Source organism: Streptomyces sp. NPDC050636, from assembly GCF_040654775.1.
In the GTDB taxonomy this organism is placed as follows: Bacteria; Actinomycetota; Actinomycetes; order Streptomycetales; family Streptomycetaceae; genus Streptomyces.
The window spans coordinates 389026-404000 of sequence record NZ_JBFAIP010000001.1 but is presented as its reverse complement, the minus strand read 5'-3'; the positions used below and the strand labels follow the sequence as shown (position 1 = coordinate 404000).

The following is a 14975-nucleotide window of genomic DNA, read 5'->3' as shown; positions in this document are numbered from 1 at the left end:
TTCCCTGGGTCGATCACATGCTGGACGTCAAGGTGAGACGCTGCTCTGGTGCGTTTTGTCATGAAATCATCGCCCCCGTTACCTCTTCTTCAAGACGCTCCGGACTCGTCCATTGGTTCTACGACCAAAGGCCTGGTTCTTGGCCGGTGCCGCCCCGGCCTGCATATCTGACAGGGTGTCAGGTGATCAGGAGTTGAGATAGGTGAGTACCGCGAGCACCCGCCGGTGATCCCCGTCACTCTGCGACAGGCCCAGTTTCAGGAAGATATTGCTGACGTGCTTCTCGACCGCACCATCGCTGACCACCAGCTGCCGGGCGATCGCGGAGTTCGTCCGGCCCTCGGCCATCAGCCCGAGCACCTCCCGCTCCCTCGGCGTCAGATTGGCCAGCACGTCCTGCTTACGGCTGCGGCCGAGCAGCTGCGCGACGACCTCCGGGTCCAGCGCGGTGCCGCCTTGGGCGACCCGCACCACCGCGTCGACGAACTCCCGCACCTCGGCGACCCGGTCCTTCAGCAGATAGCCGATGCCCCGGCTCGAACCGGCCAGCAGCTCCGTCGCGTACTGCTCCTCGACGTACTGCGAGAGCACCAGCACCCCCAGATCCGGGTGGTCCCGGCGCAGCCGGATCGCGGCCCGCACCCCCTCATCGGTGTGCGTCGGCGGCATCCGTACGTCCGCCACCACCACATCCGGCAGTGCGTCCTCGTCCGCCAGCTCCCCGATCACCTTGATCAGCGCCTCGGCATCCCCCACGCCCGCCACGACATCGTGCCCCCGGTCGGTCAGCAACCGCGTCAGGCCCTCCCGGAGCAGCACCGAGTCCTCGGCGATGACCACCCGCACCCTGTCCTCCACGACTCACATTCCCCCATGCCTCGTCACACCCCACCCTGCCAGCCCCAGCATCCCAGCATCCGGACGGTGACGCGGCGAGTGACGGGGATTGGGGGAGTGGCGGGGCGAAGGGCGAAGGGCGAGGGAGGGGTGGAGGGGAGCGGGGGAGCGGCGGCTGGGCCGGACCCCCGTCCCAGCCCAGCCGCCGCGGCCGGCTCTCGGTCGGCAGAGCCGGCCGCTAGCCACCCGGCCCGGCCGCTACCCGCGCCACGGCAGCTCGGCGGTTATGGAGGTCGGGCCGCCGTTCGGGGAGTCCACGAGCAGCAGGCCGTCGACGGAGTCGAGCCGTTCGGCCAGACCGGCCAGGCCGCTGCCGATCTCGGTGGTCGCGCCGCCCCGGCCGTCGTCCCGCACCAGAAGCATGATCCGGTCCGCGGTGTGCCAGACATCCACCGTCGCGCTTGTCGCCCGTGCGTGCTTCGAGACGTTCTGCAGCAGCTCGGAGACGGTGAAGTACGCGATGCCCTCGATCGCCGCGGCCGGGCGCCGGCCCAGATCCACGGTCACCGTCACCGGCACCGTGCAGCGCGCGGCCAGGGCGGAGAGCGCCGGGCCCAGCCCCCGGTCGGTCAGGATCGCCGGGTGGATCCCGCGGGCCAGGTCCCGCAGCTCCTGCAGCGCGATCTTCACCTCGCCGTGGGCCTCGTCCACCATCTTCGCGGCGGCCCCGGGATCCTCTGCCAGCTTCTCCTTGGCCAGTCCCAGGTCCATGGCGAGCGAGACCAGCCGGGCCTGAGCGCCGTCATGCAGGTCGCGCTCTATCCGCCGCAGATCGGCCGCCGCGGTGTCGACGACGACCCCGCGGTCCGACTCCAGCTCCGAGACCCGGGTGGCGAGGGAGGACGGGCCCAGCAGGCCATGCACCATGACCCGGTCCACCTGCGTCAGCCCGTGGATCACCCACGGCCCCGCCATCACGAGCAGCAGCCCGACGGCGCTGGTGATCCCTATCTCCAGGGGAGTGTCGAGGTAGACACCGTTGCCGTATCCGTTGCCCCAGAGCTGGATGCCCGGCTGGTCGAGGTAGTCGGGGAACGTCCACCGCCACAGCGGATAGGCCAGCAGTCCCCAGCCCACGGCCCAGAAGGTCGTCGAGAAGATGAAGGAGAACAGGGCCCACGGGAAGTGCAGGAAAGAGTAGAGAAGGTGCCGCCAGGAGACCCCGCTCTTCAGCACGGCCCCGACCCAGGACATCAGGCCCGGCTTGGCCGCGCGGACGGGCTTGGGATCGGCCACGTCCTGGCCCAGCAGCGCGCGGGCCCGTGCCCGCTCCACAGCACCCAGCGCACGGCTGCCGGCCAGCCCGCCCGCCAGCACCGGGATGCCCAGGAACGTGATCAGCAGGCCGGCGCCGAGAGAGATCACCGTTATCGCGTACGAGAACATCAGGACGGACATCGGGACGCTGAGGAAGAGGTAGAGATACTCCCGCCAGGTGTGCCCGGAGAACGGGGCACGCAGCCCCACGGGCACCCGGGAGCCGCGGGGCTGCGGTGCGTATGCGGTATCCATCGTCTCGTCGTCCGTTCTGCCGTGTGCGGTCCGTGCGTGGACTCCTGCCAACGTCTGCCGTGTGCCGGATCTGTTCGCATTACGTCCAGGGTCCGGGACCGGCGCCGCCCGCACCATGAGGCTTCTTGCAGTCTTCTCCGGGGGTTTTCCCCACCCCCGGACCTGCGGTGGGGCGCATCGGCGAAGGTCCGTGACGGAGATGCGGGTGCGGGTGCAGGCCGGGCGACGCGGTGGCCCGCCGCGGTCAGCCGCCCGTCGTACCCGCTGTCCGCGCCCGCCACGGCAGCTCCGCCGTCACCCGCGTCGGCCCGCCGGCCGGCGAATCCAGCACGAACAGCCCGTCCACCGACCCCAGCCGTTCGGCGAGCCCGGCCATCCCGCTGCCGCCGTCCAGCCGCGCCCCGCCCCGCCCGTCGTCCTGCACCTGGATCAGCAGCCGGTCCTCCGCCCGCCACACCTCGACATCCGCTCGCCGCGCCGCACTGTGCTTCGAGACGTTCTGCAGCAGCTCGGAGACGGTGAAGTAGGCGATGCCCTCGATGGCGGGCGCGGGCCGCTCGGTCAGGTCCACGGAGGTCGTGACCGGCACTGTGCAGCGCCCGGCCAGTGAGGTCAGGGCGGGCCCCAGCCCCCGGTCCGTAAGGATCGCCGGATGGATGCCCCGGGCCAGATCCCGCAGCTCCTGGAGCGCCAGCTTCACCTCGCCGTGCGCCTCGTCCACCATGGCCGCCACGCTTTCGTCGGCCTGGCCTTCCAGAAGCTTCTCCTTGGCCAGGCCGAGGCCCATGGCCAGGGCGACCAGCCGGGCCTGCGCGCCGTCGTGCAGATCGCGCTCGATGCGGCGCAGATCGGCCGCCGCGGTATCGGTGACCGTCACCCGGTCCGACTCCAGTTCGGCGATCCGCCGCTCCAGTTCGTCGGACGGCGAGAGCAGTCCGCGCACCATGGCCCGGTCCACGTTCGACAGCCAACGGGCCACCCACGGCAGCACGGGCCATGCCACGAAGAGCGAGACGAGGGTGAGCGTGAAGGTGAGGACGGCCCACGGCAGCCGGATGAACGCGAAGAGCGCGTGCCGCCAGGCGACCGGATCCTTCACGCACGTCCACAGCCAGGGGAAGAAGCCCCGGTCGCGCGGCCGCAACCTACTCGGCTCCTCCACCCGCACCCCGAGCAACGCCCGTGCCCGCGCCCGCTCCAGCTTTCCGTACTGCCGGCACACCATCAGCCCTACCGCCAACAACGGCAGCCCGACCACTGTGACGGACAGCCCCAGCCCCAGCGTGAGCCAGACGACCACCACGACGAACGCGGCCACGCCCAACGGGAAATTGGACAGAAGGTATGCGATTTCCCGCCAGGTCCAGGCGCTGAGGGGCGCTCTGGGCGCCGGTGGTGAGGTGCTGTCAAGGGCGCCATGAGCAGCACCGGGCTGGGAATCGTCCGTCATACGCCCCAGCCTGCCCGGTCGCGGGGCCGCGTGCCATGGGGTACGTAGGGTGCTGAGGGGTGGGGTTTGCCCTACCCCCAGCTACCCCACCCCCACCTCGCCCGGGTAACCGTTTGTGATCGATTGCCGTGAGGCATGGGGATGCCGTTCGTGCCGGGCGCGGGAGCCGTATTGGAGCGGCCGCATGACTGGATTTCCGCCGCCACACGGCGAGTTCGGTGCGGCGCCGTCGCCCTATTACCCCTACCCGCCGCAGGCGAGCGGCCCGAGTGAGCAGATGCTGGCCAACCAGGGAGCCCGGCTCGGTGCGCGGCTTCTGGACGTGTTCTTCATGTTTGTGCTGATGTTTCACGAGCCATTCATGAACTGGAAGTTCGGCGGCACCTTCGGAAAGCAGATCTGCGGACTGCGGGTCGCACGGCTTGAGGACGGGCAGAACATCTCGCTCGGCCGTGCCTTCGGCCGGTTCCTCGTGGTCATTCCGATGGGGTTTGTGTCGATCCTGCCGCTGCTGAACCTGCTGTGGTGCTGCTGGGACCAGCCGTTCCGGCAGTGTCTGCACGACAAGGCGGCGACCACCGTGGTGGTCAAGCGCGCCCCGGCCCCGGCGCACCCCAAGGCGCCGACGCTCTGACGCCCCGCCCGTAGCCCGTGTCACCGCGTTGGCGCAGGTAGTGCCTATCTCGTTATCCACAGGGTGGACACCGCGCGGCGGCGGGATCGTAAAGTGAGGCGATTAGGGAACGGGAGGGGCGAGGGACGATGGCGCGGGTTCACGACAGCCGGTTGCTGGAGTCGGTTTCCGTCCGGCGTCCCTCGTTGAGGAACACAGGGGTCGCGTCGACATGGCAAGTGTGAGTACGGGCGTGACCGCGGGGGCAGGGCAGCGGACCGGTCTCAGCCGGGTGACGCTGGTTGGTGAGCGACGGCGTGTCGAGCTCGTCGTACCCGCGCAGGAGTCCATAGGGGCACTGCTGCCCGACATTCTTCGGCTGCTCGGCGAACGGGCGGGCAGCGGCCCTTCGCCGCGCCGGCTGGTGACGTCCCATGGCGTGGTGCTCGCGCAGCACGACTCCCTGGCCTCCGCGAAGGTGCCCGACGGCGCCGTGCTGCGGCTCATACGGGAGCAGGACGGCACGCCGGAGTCCCCCGAGCGGGACCTCACGGACGAAGCGGCCGACCCCCTCGACGTACGGGGTTGGGGCTGGGGCGAGCGGAGCAGGGCCTGGACGGCGGTGACGGCGAGCGTGCTGCTCGCGGCGGTCGCCGGTGTCTGCGCGGCCGTCTGGTACGCGGACGGCAGCACCACCTTGTGGCTCGGGATCGCGGCCGCGCTCGCCGCGGCGGCCGGAGCGGTGATCGGTGCGATGGCCGGACGAACGGGGCAACATGCGCCGGGTGCGGCCCTGTTGCTGGTCGGCGGCGTGCTCGGTGTGATCGCCTCCTGGCAGGCGGCATCGGGCGGCAGCGCCCGGCTGGCGTCCGTCGGGCTGACGGTCGCCGCCGTGCTCGCGCTCCTCGGACTCTGTACGCCCCTGGGGCGCGGCGGCCTGATCGGTGCGGCATCGCTTGCACTCGCGGTGGGCGCCTGGGAGCTGGGGCTGGCATTGACCACCCCCGCCCGTACGGGAGTCGCGCTCGGCTTTGTCTCCGCCCTCGTCCTCGGATATCTGCCGCGGCTCGCCCTGATGGCAGCCGGCCTCACCCGGCTGGACGACCAGCGCTCCGGTGGCACCCCGGTCAGCAGGCACCAGGTGGCGGCCGCCCTGGGCGCCACACATCGCGGGCTGGCGCCGGCCACGGTGGCGATGGCGGTCTCCGCGGGTGCGGCGGGCGTCCTGGCGGCGGGTGCGCCCGGTGCCTGGACCGTGCTCGTCGCCGTCCTCCTGTGTGTCGTGTTGTTCTCGCGGGCGCGCGCCTACCCGCTGGCGGTCGAGGTCGTCGCGCTGCTGGCGGCGGGAATGGCCGTGTGTATACGGCTCGTTCTGCTGTGGGCGACGGATGGCGGGGCGCCGGCGGGCGCATTGGTCGCGCTGTGTGCGCTGGCGGCGATTCCCGTCGCCGGGCTCGCGGTGCGCGTGCCGGAGCCCGTACGGGCGAGGCTGCGGAGGTGGCTGGACCTGGTCGAGTCGGTCAGTGTGATGGCGCTGATCCCGGTGGCGCTCGGGGCCTTCGGGGTCTACAGCTTGCTGCTGGGCGCGTTCTGACCGAGGAAGGCGGGGGAGAGGCCATGCCGGCGGAACCGGAACCGGAACCGAGCACGGAACCGAGAACGGGAACGGAAGCCGAGTCGCAACCGGAAACGGAGGCGTACGGGGAGGCGGGTACGACAGGAGAGTCGGGCACGTCGGGCGGGATGGATGAGGCTGGCGCGATGGGGCTCACGGATGTGACGGGCAGGACTGGAATGACGGGCGAGATGGGCGAGATACGTGGTGGAGGGGCGGCGGGCGGCGGCACGCCGGGGCCGCCGGGGCCGCTTCCCGCGGCGCAGCCGATGCCTGCCGCCGGGGCGCTGCCGAATGTGGAGCAGGCGGCTCCGGCTTCCGCACCGGGCCCGGCAGCTGTGCCTGCGCCGTCCGTGTCCACCGCGTCTCCGCAGCCGCCCGCCCCCGGGCGCTACGGCCGGTCCGGGCTGCCGGCGCGGACGCCTGTCTCCGTACCCCTGCTGCCGCCTGAACTGGCCGCAGGTCAGCCCAAGCCGCGGCGCGGCGACCCCTTGGCCCGCCGTGCCGGGCGGGCGCTGCGCCGGGTGTTCGCCTCGTCCCCGGCTGCCGAGACGGCCGCCGTCACGCAGGCCGCGTACGCCATCCAGCAGCCCGTGACCACGGGCCGGCAGATCGCCGTGTCCAGCATCCGCGGCGGCGCGGGCAAGTCCACCGTCGCCGCCCTGCTGGCGCTCACGTACGCCCACTACCGGCCCGATCCGGTGCTCGCCGTCGAGGCCGATCCGGCGCTCGGCACGCTGCCGCACCGGCTCGGCGCGCGGGAGGTGCGCTGGTCGGGCAGTGATCTGGCGCAGATCGTCGACCCGTCGATGCTGATCACGGACCTGACCGGCTACCTCCTGCCGTTCGCGGGCGGTGGCTGGCTGCTGCCCGGCAGCCAGGGCGCCATCGGCACGCGGCTGGACATCGATACGTACCGGGTCGTGATGACGTCGTTGCGCCGGCACTTCGCGACCACGGTCGTGGACTGCGAAACGCTGCCCGCCGAGGTGGCGCGCACCGCGCTGGTGACGACGCAGGCGCGGGTGCTGGTCACCCCGGCGACCCCAGAGGGCGTGGCGGCCACCCGCTCCGTACTGGACTGGGTCGGGAGCCTGCACCCCGGCCTGCTGCCGACCACCGTGGTGGTGCTCACCCATTCCTCGCCCGACAGCGGGGTCGATGTCCGCAAGGCTGCCGAGCATCTGGGGGCCGGGGGTGCGGCGGTGCTCCCGCTGCCGTACGACCGCCATCTGGCGGCCGGCGGCGCCATCCGCACGGAACTACTGGGGGAGCGCACTCGGGAGGCGGCGGCGCGGATCGCGGCCGAGGTGATGGATCGCGCGGTCTCGCGGGAGCCGGGGAGGCGGTCGCAGGCGCAGCCGACGCCTCAGGCGCAGCCGCAACCGCATCAGCAGCCGCAACCGCATCAGCAAGTGCAGCCGCAGCCGACGCCTCAGGCCTACATGGCGCCTCAGACTCACATGGCGCCTCAGGCTCACACGGCGGTGCAGCCGCAGCCTCAGCCGATGGCTCAGAGGCACCTTCAGCCGCAGCCCGCGCCGCAGTACCACCAGGCCCAGGCTCAGGCTCATCCCCAGGCTCATCCCCAGGGCCAGGGCCAGATCCAGGCTCAGCCCCCGGCGACGCAGCAGATGCCCGCCGCGTCGACCATGCCGGCGATGCCGGTCCAGCCCCCTGCCCCGGCCCCCACCCCCGTCTCCGCAGACCCAGCCACCCCAGCCAACCCCGCCAACCCCATCAGCCTCTCCAAACCCACCACCTCTACCGCCCCCACCACCTCTACCACCCCTACTACCCCCACCACCCCCGACCTGCGGAGCCCCTTCGACGGCGGTCCGATTCGCCGCCCCTCTTCCCCTCTGGCCGACCCTGATCGTCCGATCCGTGAGACGGGTTCTGAGACAGCCGGGCGGGACGCCTAGGCTGCCGCCCGCCCAGGTAGGGCGAAGTACGGACAACCTCACCATCGGCGACGACGCGGCTGCTCGGGGCGAGCCGGCAGGGCCTAGACTCCCGTGCGTACAGATCGTCGAAGTCGTTGAACAAGCGCAGTCAGGGAGCGAGGGCGGACGTGCCGGACGCGACCGTACGCACCACCGTCGCCGCGGACTACTTCCAGGGCTATTCGGTCGTCGGGATCATCGCCGTGGTGGGCGTGCTCTTCGTCGCCGTGGCCTTCGGGGCCGGGCGGTTGCTGCGGCCTGTGGTGCCGACGCCCGAGAAGCTGCTGACGTACGAATGCGGCGTGGACCCGGTCGGTGAGGGCTGGGCGCACACCCAGGTCCGCTACTACGTCTACGCCTTCCTCTACGTCATCTTCGCCGTCGACTCGATCTTCCTTTTCCCCTGGGCGACGATCTTCGCCGCCCCCGGTTTCGGCGGTGTGACGCTCGTGGAGATGTTCGTCTTCCTCGGCTTCCTCACCGTCGGCCTGCTCTACGCATGGAAGAAGGGCGTCCTGCAATGGACGTGACCCCCGCCTCGAACGGCTCCGCAGCCGCTGCCGAGGGCACCGCCCCCGAGTTCCTGCCGGAGCCCCGGCGCCTGGGGACCTTGGCCCGCCTCGCGCCGGAACCCATGAAGGTGGTCCTCAACTGGGGCCGCCGCTACAGCCTGTGGGTCTTCAACTTCGGCCTCGCCTGCTGCGCGATCGAGTTCATCGCCGCCTCCATGGCCCGGCACGACTTCATCCGGCTCGGTGTGATCCCGTTCGCGCCCGGCCCGCGCCAGGCCGACCTGATGGTCGTCTCCGGCACGGTCACCGACAAGATGGCGCCCGCGGTCAAACGGCTCTACGAGCAGATGCCCGAGCCGAAGTACGTCATCTCCTTCGGGGCCTGCTCCAACTGCGGCGGCCCCTACTGGGACTCGTACTCCGTGACCAAGGGCGTCGACCAGATCATTCCGGTGGATGTGTACGTACCGGGCTGCCCGCCCCGGCCGGAGGCTCTGCTGCAGGGCATCCTCAAGCTGCAGGAGAAGATCGCGCGCGAGTCGCTGGGGGAGCGGTACGGGCACGGGCGCGGCGGCGGTGCCGGCCGGCCTTCGGCGGCCGCGCTGCGCAGCGGGCTGGTGGCGCCGCCCGCCCCGAAGACGGCGGGGGAGGAGCCCCGATGAGCGAGCAGCCCGAGCAGCCCGAGCAGCCCGAGGAGCCCTCGGCCGAGCCGGTCGCCGAGCCGGTCGCCGAGCCGGTCGTCGGCTGGCTGCCGCGGCCCGCGAGCGAGATCTTCGGAACGGGGGCCACGGCGGAGCTGGCGTACGAGCTGCTGACGGTCGACGTCCCCGCTGACGGCTGGCTCACGGCGCTGACGACCGCCCGCGACGATCTCGGCTGCACCTACTTCGACTGGCTGAGCGCCGTCGACGAGCCCGGGACCGGCTTCCGTATCTGCGCCCATCTCGCGAATGTGGCGCATCCGGGCGCCGTCCACCGGCTGGTTGTGCGTACGACCGTGCCGCACGATGCCGCCGTGCTGCCCACCGCCGTCGCCGTGTATGCGGGCGCGGCCTGGCACGAGCGCGAGACCCACGAGATGTTCGGCGTGGACTTCACCGGCCATCCGCACCTCGTCCCGTTGCTGCTTCCGGAGTCGTTCGAGGGCCATCCGCTGCGCAAAGACTTCGTGCTGGCGGCGCGGGTCGCCAAGGCGTGGCCGGGTGCGAAGGAGCCGGGGGAGTCCGAGCACGGTGGGCCCAAGCGCCGTCAGATGCTGCCGCCGGGGGTCCCGGACCCGAACGAGTGGGGGCCGTTGAAGGGCCAGCTGCCGCCCGCGCCCGCGCGGCCGGCGCGTGGTGCCCGTGCGGCCGGTGGTGCTCGTGCTGCGGGTGCCGCCGCGGGCGAGCGTCCGGCCCGGCGTACGCGGACCGCGGGTGCGGGCTCGGCGAGCCAGCAGGCGGCGGAGGCGACGGCGGAGACTCCGGCGGCCCCGGCCCCGGCCCCGGGCGCAGATGCGGCTCTGGCCGAGCGCCCCGCGCGTACCGAAGGCCCTGATCGCGCTGACCGCCCGGTCCGCCCGGAACGCCCCGACCGTCCCGCTCGCCGTGCGCGTTCCGCGAGCGAGGGGTCGGCCAGCCAGCAGCAGGCGGCACCGGCCGAGGGCGCTCCGGCAGCGCCGAGCGCTCCGGCGGCCCCGCGCTCGTCTGACGCGCCCTGGCACCACGCGCGCCCGGCCTTCGCCGACGGGGAACAGAAGCCTGAGGTCGAGCACAAGCCTGAGGTCGAGCCGAAGCCGAAGCCGGTGCCTGAGGCCAAACCGGAGCCAGACCCCGAGGCCAACCCCGACCAGCCCCCCACCCCCCAAGACCCGGCAGGAGGCGACACCTCATGAGCGACGCTCTCGACATCGCGCTCCGCCTCGCCGCCGTCTTTGTCGTGTTCCTGGTCTTCCCTCTCGTCATCGGGCAGACCGAGCACAAGGTCATGGCCCATATGCAGGGGCGACTCGGTCCCATGTACGCGGGTGGCTTCCACGGCTGGGCGCAGCTCGTCGCGGACGGCGTGAAGTTCGCGCAGAAGGAAGACATCGTTCCGGCGGGCGCCGACCGGCGGATCTTCCAACTCGCGCCCGCCGTCGCCCTCCTCCCGTACCTCCTCGTCCTCGTCGCCATCCCGATCGGCCCGCACAACGCCGTCGGACAGGTCATCGACGCGGGCATCTTCTTCGTGCTCGCCGTCATGGGCGTCGGCGTACTCGGCTCGCTGATGGCAGGCTGGGCGTCGGCCAACAAGTTCTCCCTGCTCGGTGGTCTCCGGACGGCCGCGCAGCTGCTGTCGTACGAGCTGCCGATGCTGCTCGCCGCCGCGTCCGTCGCCATGGCGGCCGGCACGCTCTCTCTCCCCGGCATCCTGGAAGCGTTCCACTGGTGGTGGGTGCCGTGGCAGATCGTCGGCGGTCTGGTCTTCTTCACCGCGGGGCTCGCCGAACTGCAGCGCCCGCCCTTCGACATGCCGGTCGCCGACTCCGAGATCATCTTCGGCGCGTACACCGAATACACCGGGCTGCGCTTCGCCCTCTTCCTCCTCGCCGAGTACGCGGGCATCGTCGTCCTCTGCGCGCTGACCTCCGTTCTCTTCCTCGGTGGGTGGCACGGCCCGTTCGGCCTGGACGGCCTGGGCTGGCTGTGGACTCTGCTGAAGACCGCGATCCTGGCCTTCGGCGTCATCTGGCTCCGGGTCACCTACCCCCGCCTCCGTGAGGACCAGCTGCAGAAGCTCGCCTGGACGGTCCTCATCCCGCTCGCCCTCGCCCAGATCGCCCTCACCGGCGTCGTCAAGGTGGTGATCTCCTGATGGCCGCGGAAAAGAAGTCAGGTTTTCCTGGTTCCGGCCTCGCCAAGGGCCTGGCCGTCACCCTGCGGACGATGACGAAGCGGTCGGTCACCGCGCAGTACCCGGACGTCCAGCCCGACCTCGCGCCGCGCACCCGCGGTGTCATCGGGCTGTTCGAGGAGAACTGCACGGTCTGCATGCTGTGCGCCCGTGAGTGCCCGGACTGGTGCATCTACATCGACTCCCACAAGGAGACGGTGCCGCCGGCCGCCCCCGGAGGCCGCGAGCGCAGCCGGAACGTGCTGGACCGCTTCGCGATCGACTTCGCGCTGTGCATGTACTGCGGTATCTGCATCGAGGTCTGCCCCTTTGACGCGCTGTTCTGGTCCCCGGAGTTCGAGTACGCCGAGACGGACATCCGCGAGCTGACCCACGAGCGCGACAAGCTGCGCGAGTGGATGTGGACGGTGCCCGAGCCGCCCGCGCTCGACCCGGCGGCCGAGGAGCCCAAGGAGGTCGGCGCCGCCCGTAAGGCCGCGGACAAACTCGCCGCCCAGGAGGCCGAGGCCGCCCAGCAGCAGGCCCCTGACCAGCCCCAGGACCGACCGGACACCCCCAAGGAGGGATCGTGACGCTCGCCGCCGCAAGCCACGGCTTCCTCTCGCCCACCGGTGTCGAGATCGCGTTCCTTCTCGTCGGCATCGCCACCCTCGGCGCGGCCGTGGTCACCGTCACCACCAAGCAGCTGGTGCACTCCGCGCTCTGGCTGGTCGTCGCCCTCGGCGGGATCGCCGTCGAATATCTCCTCCTCACCGCCGAATTCATCGCCTGGGTACAGGTGCTGATCTACGTCGGTTCCGTGGTCGTCCTCCTGCTGTTCGGGCTGATGCTCACCAAGGCGCCCATCGGCCGCTCCCCGGACGCGGATTCGGGCAACCGCGGGGCCGCGCTCGTGATGGCTGTCGGCTCGGCCGCCGCGCTGGTCTGGGTCGTCGTCGATGCGTTCCGTGCCACCTGGATCGACCTCGACGGTCCCGTCCACGGCTCCACCGAGGCCTCCGGGCGCAGCCTCTTCCAGTACTGGGTGCTGCCCTTCGAGGCACTGTCCGTACTGCTGCTCGCCGCGCTCGTCGGGGCGATCGTGCTGTCCCGCAGGCACGGCGGGGCAGCCGCCACGAGCGACGCCGTGGCCCCGTCGACCCCCGCCGGCCCGGCAGCCCCCGCCCCGGGAGAGGACCGCTGATGCATCTCGCCTATCCGGCCGTCCTTTCCGTCCTCCTCTTCTGCACCGGTCTGTACGGCGTGCTCGCCCGCCGCAACGCGATCCTGGTGCTGATGTCCGTCGAGCTGATGCTCAACGCCGTCAACCTCAACCTCGTCGCCTTCGACGTCTGGCTGCGCGACACACTGCACGCCGGCCAGGCGCTCACCCTTTTCACCATCACCGTCGCCGCCGCCGAGATCGGCATCGGCCTGGCGATCGTGCTGCTCGTCTACCGCAACCGCGGCAGCTCCGACATCGACCGGCTCCGTGACCTCGCCGAGAAGGCGGGCGAGACGGACGCGGCGGACCGTGACGCGCAGCAGCCGGACACCAAGGCGGAGGCCACCGCGTGACGCTCACGACCACCGCCGTCCTCGTTCCCCTCCTGCCTTTCCTCGGGGCCGTCGCGGGCCTCCTCCTGGGACGCAGCGCGCCCGGCTTCGTACGGCCGCTGGCAGTCCTGCCGACGCTCGTCGCGGCCGCGCTCGCCATCGCCGTCGCCGTCGAACAAGGCGGCGGCGCGGCCACCGACGTCTCCACCCGGCTCACCCCGACCGGCTCGATCCCCATCGACCTGTCCCTGCACATCGACGGCTTCGCGGCGCTCATCGCCGTCGTCGTCGGCATCGTCGCGACCTGCGTGCAGATCTACTCCACCGGCTATCTGCGCGACGATCCGCGCTACCCCTCCTACGCCGCGCTGGTCTCGCTCTTCACCTCCGCGATGCTGCTGGTCGTCTACACCGGCGACCTGATGGTGCTGTTGGTCGGCTGGGAAATCATGGGCATCTGCTCGTACTTCCTCGTCGGCCACTACTGGGAGACGGAGGCCGCCCGCGCCGCCTCCCTCAAGGCCTTCCTCGTCACCAAGCTCGGCGATGTCCCCTTCCTCTTCGGCATCTTCGCGCTGGCCGTCGACACCGGGACGTTCCGCATCACCGGCATCCTCGGCTCCGTCGCCCGCGACGGCCTGGACCACCCCACCCTGATCGCGCTGCTGCTGCTGGCCGGCGTCGCGGGCAAGTCGGCGCAGTTCCCGCTGCACACCTGGCTCCCGGACGCGATGGCCGGCCCGACGCCCGTCTCGGCGCTCATCCACGCCGCGACGATGGTGGCGGCCGGTGTCTACGTCGTGGCCCGTCTCCTCCCCGTCTTCGCCGCCTCCGCGGCCGCGATGGTCGTACTCGCCGTCATGGCCGCGATCACCATGGTCGGCTCCGGCCTGGCGGCCCTGGCGCAGGACGACATCAAGCGCGTCCTGGCCTATTCGACCGTCGGCCAACTCGGCTACATGACCGGCGCGCTGGCCGTCGGCGACCGTGGCGCCGCCGTCTTCCACCTCATGTCGCACGGTGCGTTCAAGGCGCTGCTCTTCCTCGGCGCGGGCGTGATCATCCACGCCGCCGGCACCAACTCACTGGCCGCCATGTCCCGCATGAGCGGCCTGGCCCGGCGTATCCCGGACGCCTTCTGGACGATGACCGTCGCGCTGCTCGCGCTCGCCGCGATCCCGCCGTTCGCCGGCTTCTTCTCCAAGGAAGCCGTCCTGGGCGCCGCCGAGCACGCCACCACCGGTGACGTGCCCGGCATCCCCGGCGCGGTCGGCTGGACCGTACTGATCTCCGGACTGCTCACCGCCCTCCTCACCGCGGGCTATGCCACCCGCCTGTGGCTGCTGGCCTTCCGGGGCAAGGGCACCGAGGTCCCCGACCACGGCCCGCAGCCGATCGCCATGAACGCCATGCTGTGGGTTCTCTTCGTCCCCACCGCCGTGCTCGGCCTGGCCGCCCCCTTCCTGCCCGACTGGTTCGACGGGCGCTCGCTCAATCCGACGGTCACCACCGCCGTCCTGGGCACCGGCGTCGCCCTCGTCGGCGGCCTGGTCACCTATGCGACCTGGCGTCACACCACCGCCCTCGCCGCCCGCACCCCCATCGGCGCGGTCGTCGTCGCCCCGGACGCCGCCCCCGGGCTCTCCGAGGAGACGGCCATCGCCACCCATGCCCCGGTCTACGGGAACATCGCGGGTGCCGCCGATCCCGCCGACCCCGGCCGCCTCCTCCTCGGCCCGCTGCACCGCCACGCGGCCGTCGGCTTCCACCTCGACGCCGTCTACTCCGCCCTGTTCGTGCGGCCCACCCGCGCCGCCGCCAGGCTCGTCGCCTTCCTCGACCGCGAGGTCGTCGACACGTACGTACGCGGCGCGGGCACCGCCCCCCGCTGGCTGGGCGCCGCCGTTCGCCGCGCCCAGACCGGCAATGTCCAGACCTACCTCGGCGCGCTGCTCGCGGGCTCGCTCGTACTGGCCATCGCCGCCGTCCTCGTCGCTACGGGCACGGGAGCCTGACCGAT

At 71.7% G+C, this 14975-nt stretch carries 14 protein-coding genes; 11 read left to right on the top strand and 3 right to left on the bottom strand.

All coding sequences use genetic code 11. From position 1 onward, the window contains the following. Positions 1–186: 186 nt before the first annotated feature. The 3 genes from AB0I10_RS01980 to AB0I10_RS01970 all read right to left on the bottom strand — a co-directional run bounded on the left by AB0I10_RS01980 (position 187) and on the right by AB0I10_RS01970 (position 3859). Positions 187–846, bottom strand: a complete 660-nt coding sequence (locus tag AB0I10_RS01980; protein ID WP_363150420.1) for a response regulator transcription factor — start codon at positions 844–846, stop codon at positions 187–189. Between the two features lie 249 nt (positions 847–1095). Then, positions 1096–2409 (bottom strand): sensor domain-containing protein, encoded by a 1314-nt coding sequence (locus AB0I10_RS01975; protein WP_363150294.1) that lies wholly within the window; start codon positions 2407–2409, stop codon positions 1096–1098. 244 nt (positions 2410–2653) lie between these two features. After that, the gene (locus tag AB0I10_RS01970; protein ID WP_363150293.1) at positions 2654–3859 is read right to left on the bottom strand and encodes a sensor domain-containing protein; all 1206 of its coding nucleotides are present in this window, start codon (positions 3857–3859) and stop codon (positions 2654–2656) included. 184 nt (positions 3860–4043) lie between these two features. Between AB0I10_RS01970 and AB0I10_RS01965 the strand changes: the two genes are divergently transcribed. The 11 genes from AB0I10_RS01965 to AB0I10_RS01915 all read left to right on the top strand — a co-directional run bounded on the left by AB0I10_RS01965 (position 4044) and on the right by AB0I10_RS01915 (position 14970). Further along, positions 4044–4493, top strand: a complete 450-nt coding sequence (locus AB0I10_RS01965) for an RDD family protein (protein ID WP_363150292.1) — start codon at positions 4044–4046, stop codon at positions 4491–4493. 211 nt (positions 4494–4704) lie between these two features. After that, complete coding sequence (locus AB0I10_RS01960) at positions 4705–6066, top strand: EsaB/YukD family protein (RefSeq protein ID WP_363150291.1); 1362 nt, start codon at positions 4705–4707, stop codon at positions 6064–6066. 200 nt (positions 6067–6266) lie between these two features. Beyond that, entirely contained in the window at positions 6267–8012 is a 1746-nt protein-coding gene (locus tag AB0I10_RS01955) for a hypothetical protein (RefSeq protein ID WP_363150290.1), read from the top strand. Positions 8013–8161: 149 nt separating this feature from the next. After that, complete coding sequence (locus AB0I10_RS01950; protein ID WP_363150289.1) at positions 8162–8563, top strand: NADH-quinone oxidoreductase subunit A; 402 nt, start codon at positions 8162–8164, stop codon at positions 8561–8563. Beyond that, positions 8554–9207, top strand: coding sequence for an NADH-quinone oxidoreductase subunit B family protein (locus AB0I10_RS01945; RefSeq protein ID WP_363150288.1), 654 nt, complete (start codon positions 8554–8556; stop codon positions 9205–9207). The genes AB0I10_RS01950 and AB0I10_RS01945 overlap by 10 nt, the downstream gene beginning before the upstream one ends. Then, the gene (locus AB0I10_RS01940; protein ID WP_363150287.1) at positions 9204–10418 is read left to right on the top strand and encodes an NADH-quinone oxidoreductase subunit C; all 1215 of its coding nucleotides are present in this window, start codon (positions 9204–9206) and stop codon (positions 10416–10418) included. Before AB0I10_RS01945 ends, AB0I10_RS01940 begins: the two co-directional genes overlap by 4 nt. Continuing rightward, complete coding sequence (locus tag AB0I10_RS01935) at positions 10415–11380, top strand: complex I subunit 1 family protein (protein WP_363150286.1); 966 nt, start codon at positions 10415–10417, stop codon at positions 11378–11380. Before AB0I10_RS01940 ends, AB0I10_RS01935 begins: the two co-directional genes overlap by 4 nt. Beyond that, complete coding sequence (locus tag AB0I10_RS01930; RefSeq protein ID WP_363150285.1) at positions 11380–11991, top strand: NADH-quinone oxidoreductase subunit I; 612 nt, start codon at positions 11380–11382, stop codon at positions 11989–11991. Before AB0I10_RS01935 ends, AB0I10_RS01930 begins: the two co-directional genes overlap by 1 nt. Beyond that, entirely contained in the window at positions 11988–12602 is a 615-nt protein-coding gene (locus AB0I10_RS01925; protein WP_363150283.1) for an NADH-quinone oxidoreductase subunit J, read from the top strand. Before AB0I10_RS01930 ends, AB0I10_RS01925 begins: the two co-directional genes overlap by 4 nt. Beyond that, positions 12602–12976, top strand: coding sequence for an NADH-quinone oxidoreductase subunit NuoK (nuoK, locus tag AB0I10_RS01920; RefSeq protein WP_363150282.1), 375 nt, complete (start codon positions 12602–12604; stop codon positions 12974–12976). Before AB0I10_RS01925 ends, nuoK begins: the two co-directional genes overlap by 1 nt. Continuing rightward, positions 12973–14970 (top strand): NADH-quinone oxidoreductase subunit L, encoded by a 1998-nt coding sequence (locus AB0I10_RS01915; RefSeq protein WP_363150281.1) that lies wholly within the window; start codon positions 12973–12975, stop codon positions 14968–14970. Before nuoK ends, AB0I10_RS01915 begins: the two co-directional genes overlap by 4 nt. The last annotated feature ends 5 nt before the right edge of the window (positions 14971–14975 follow it).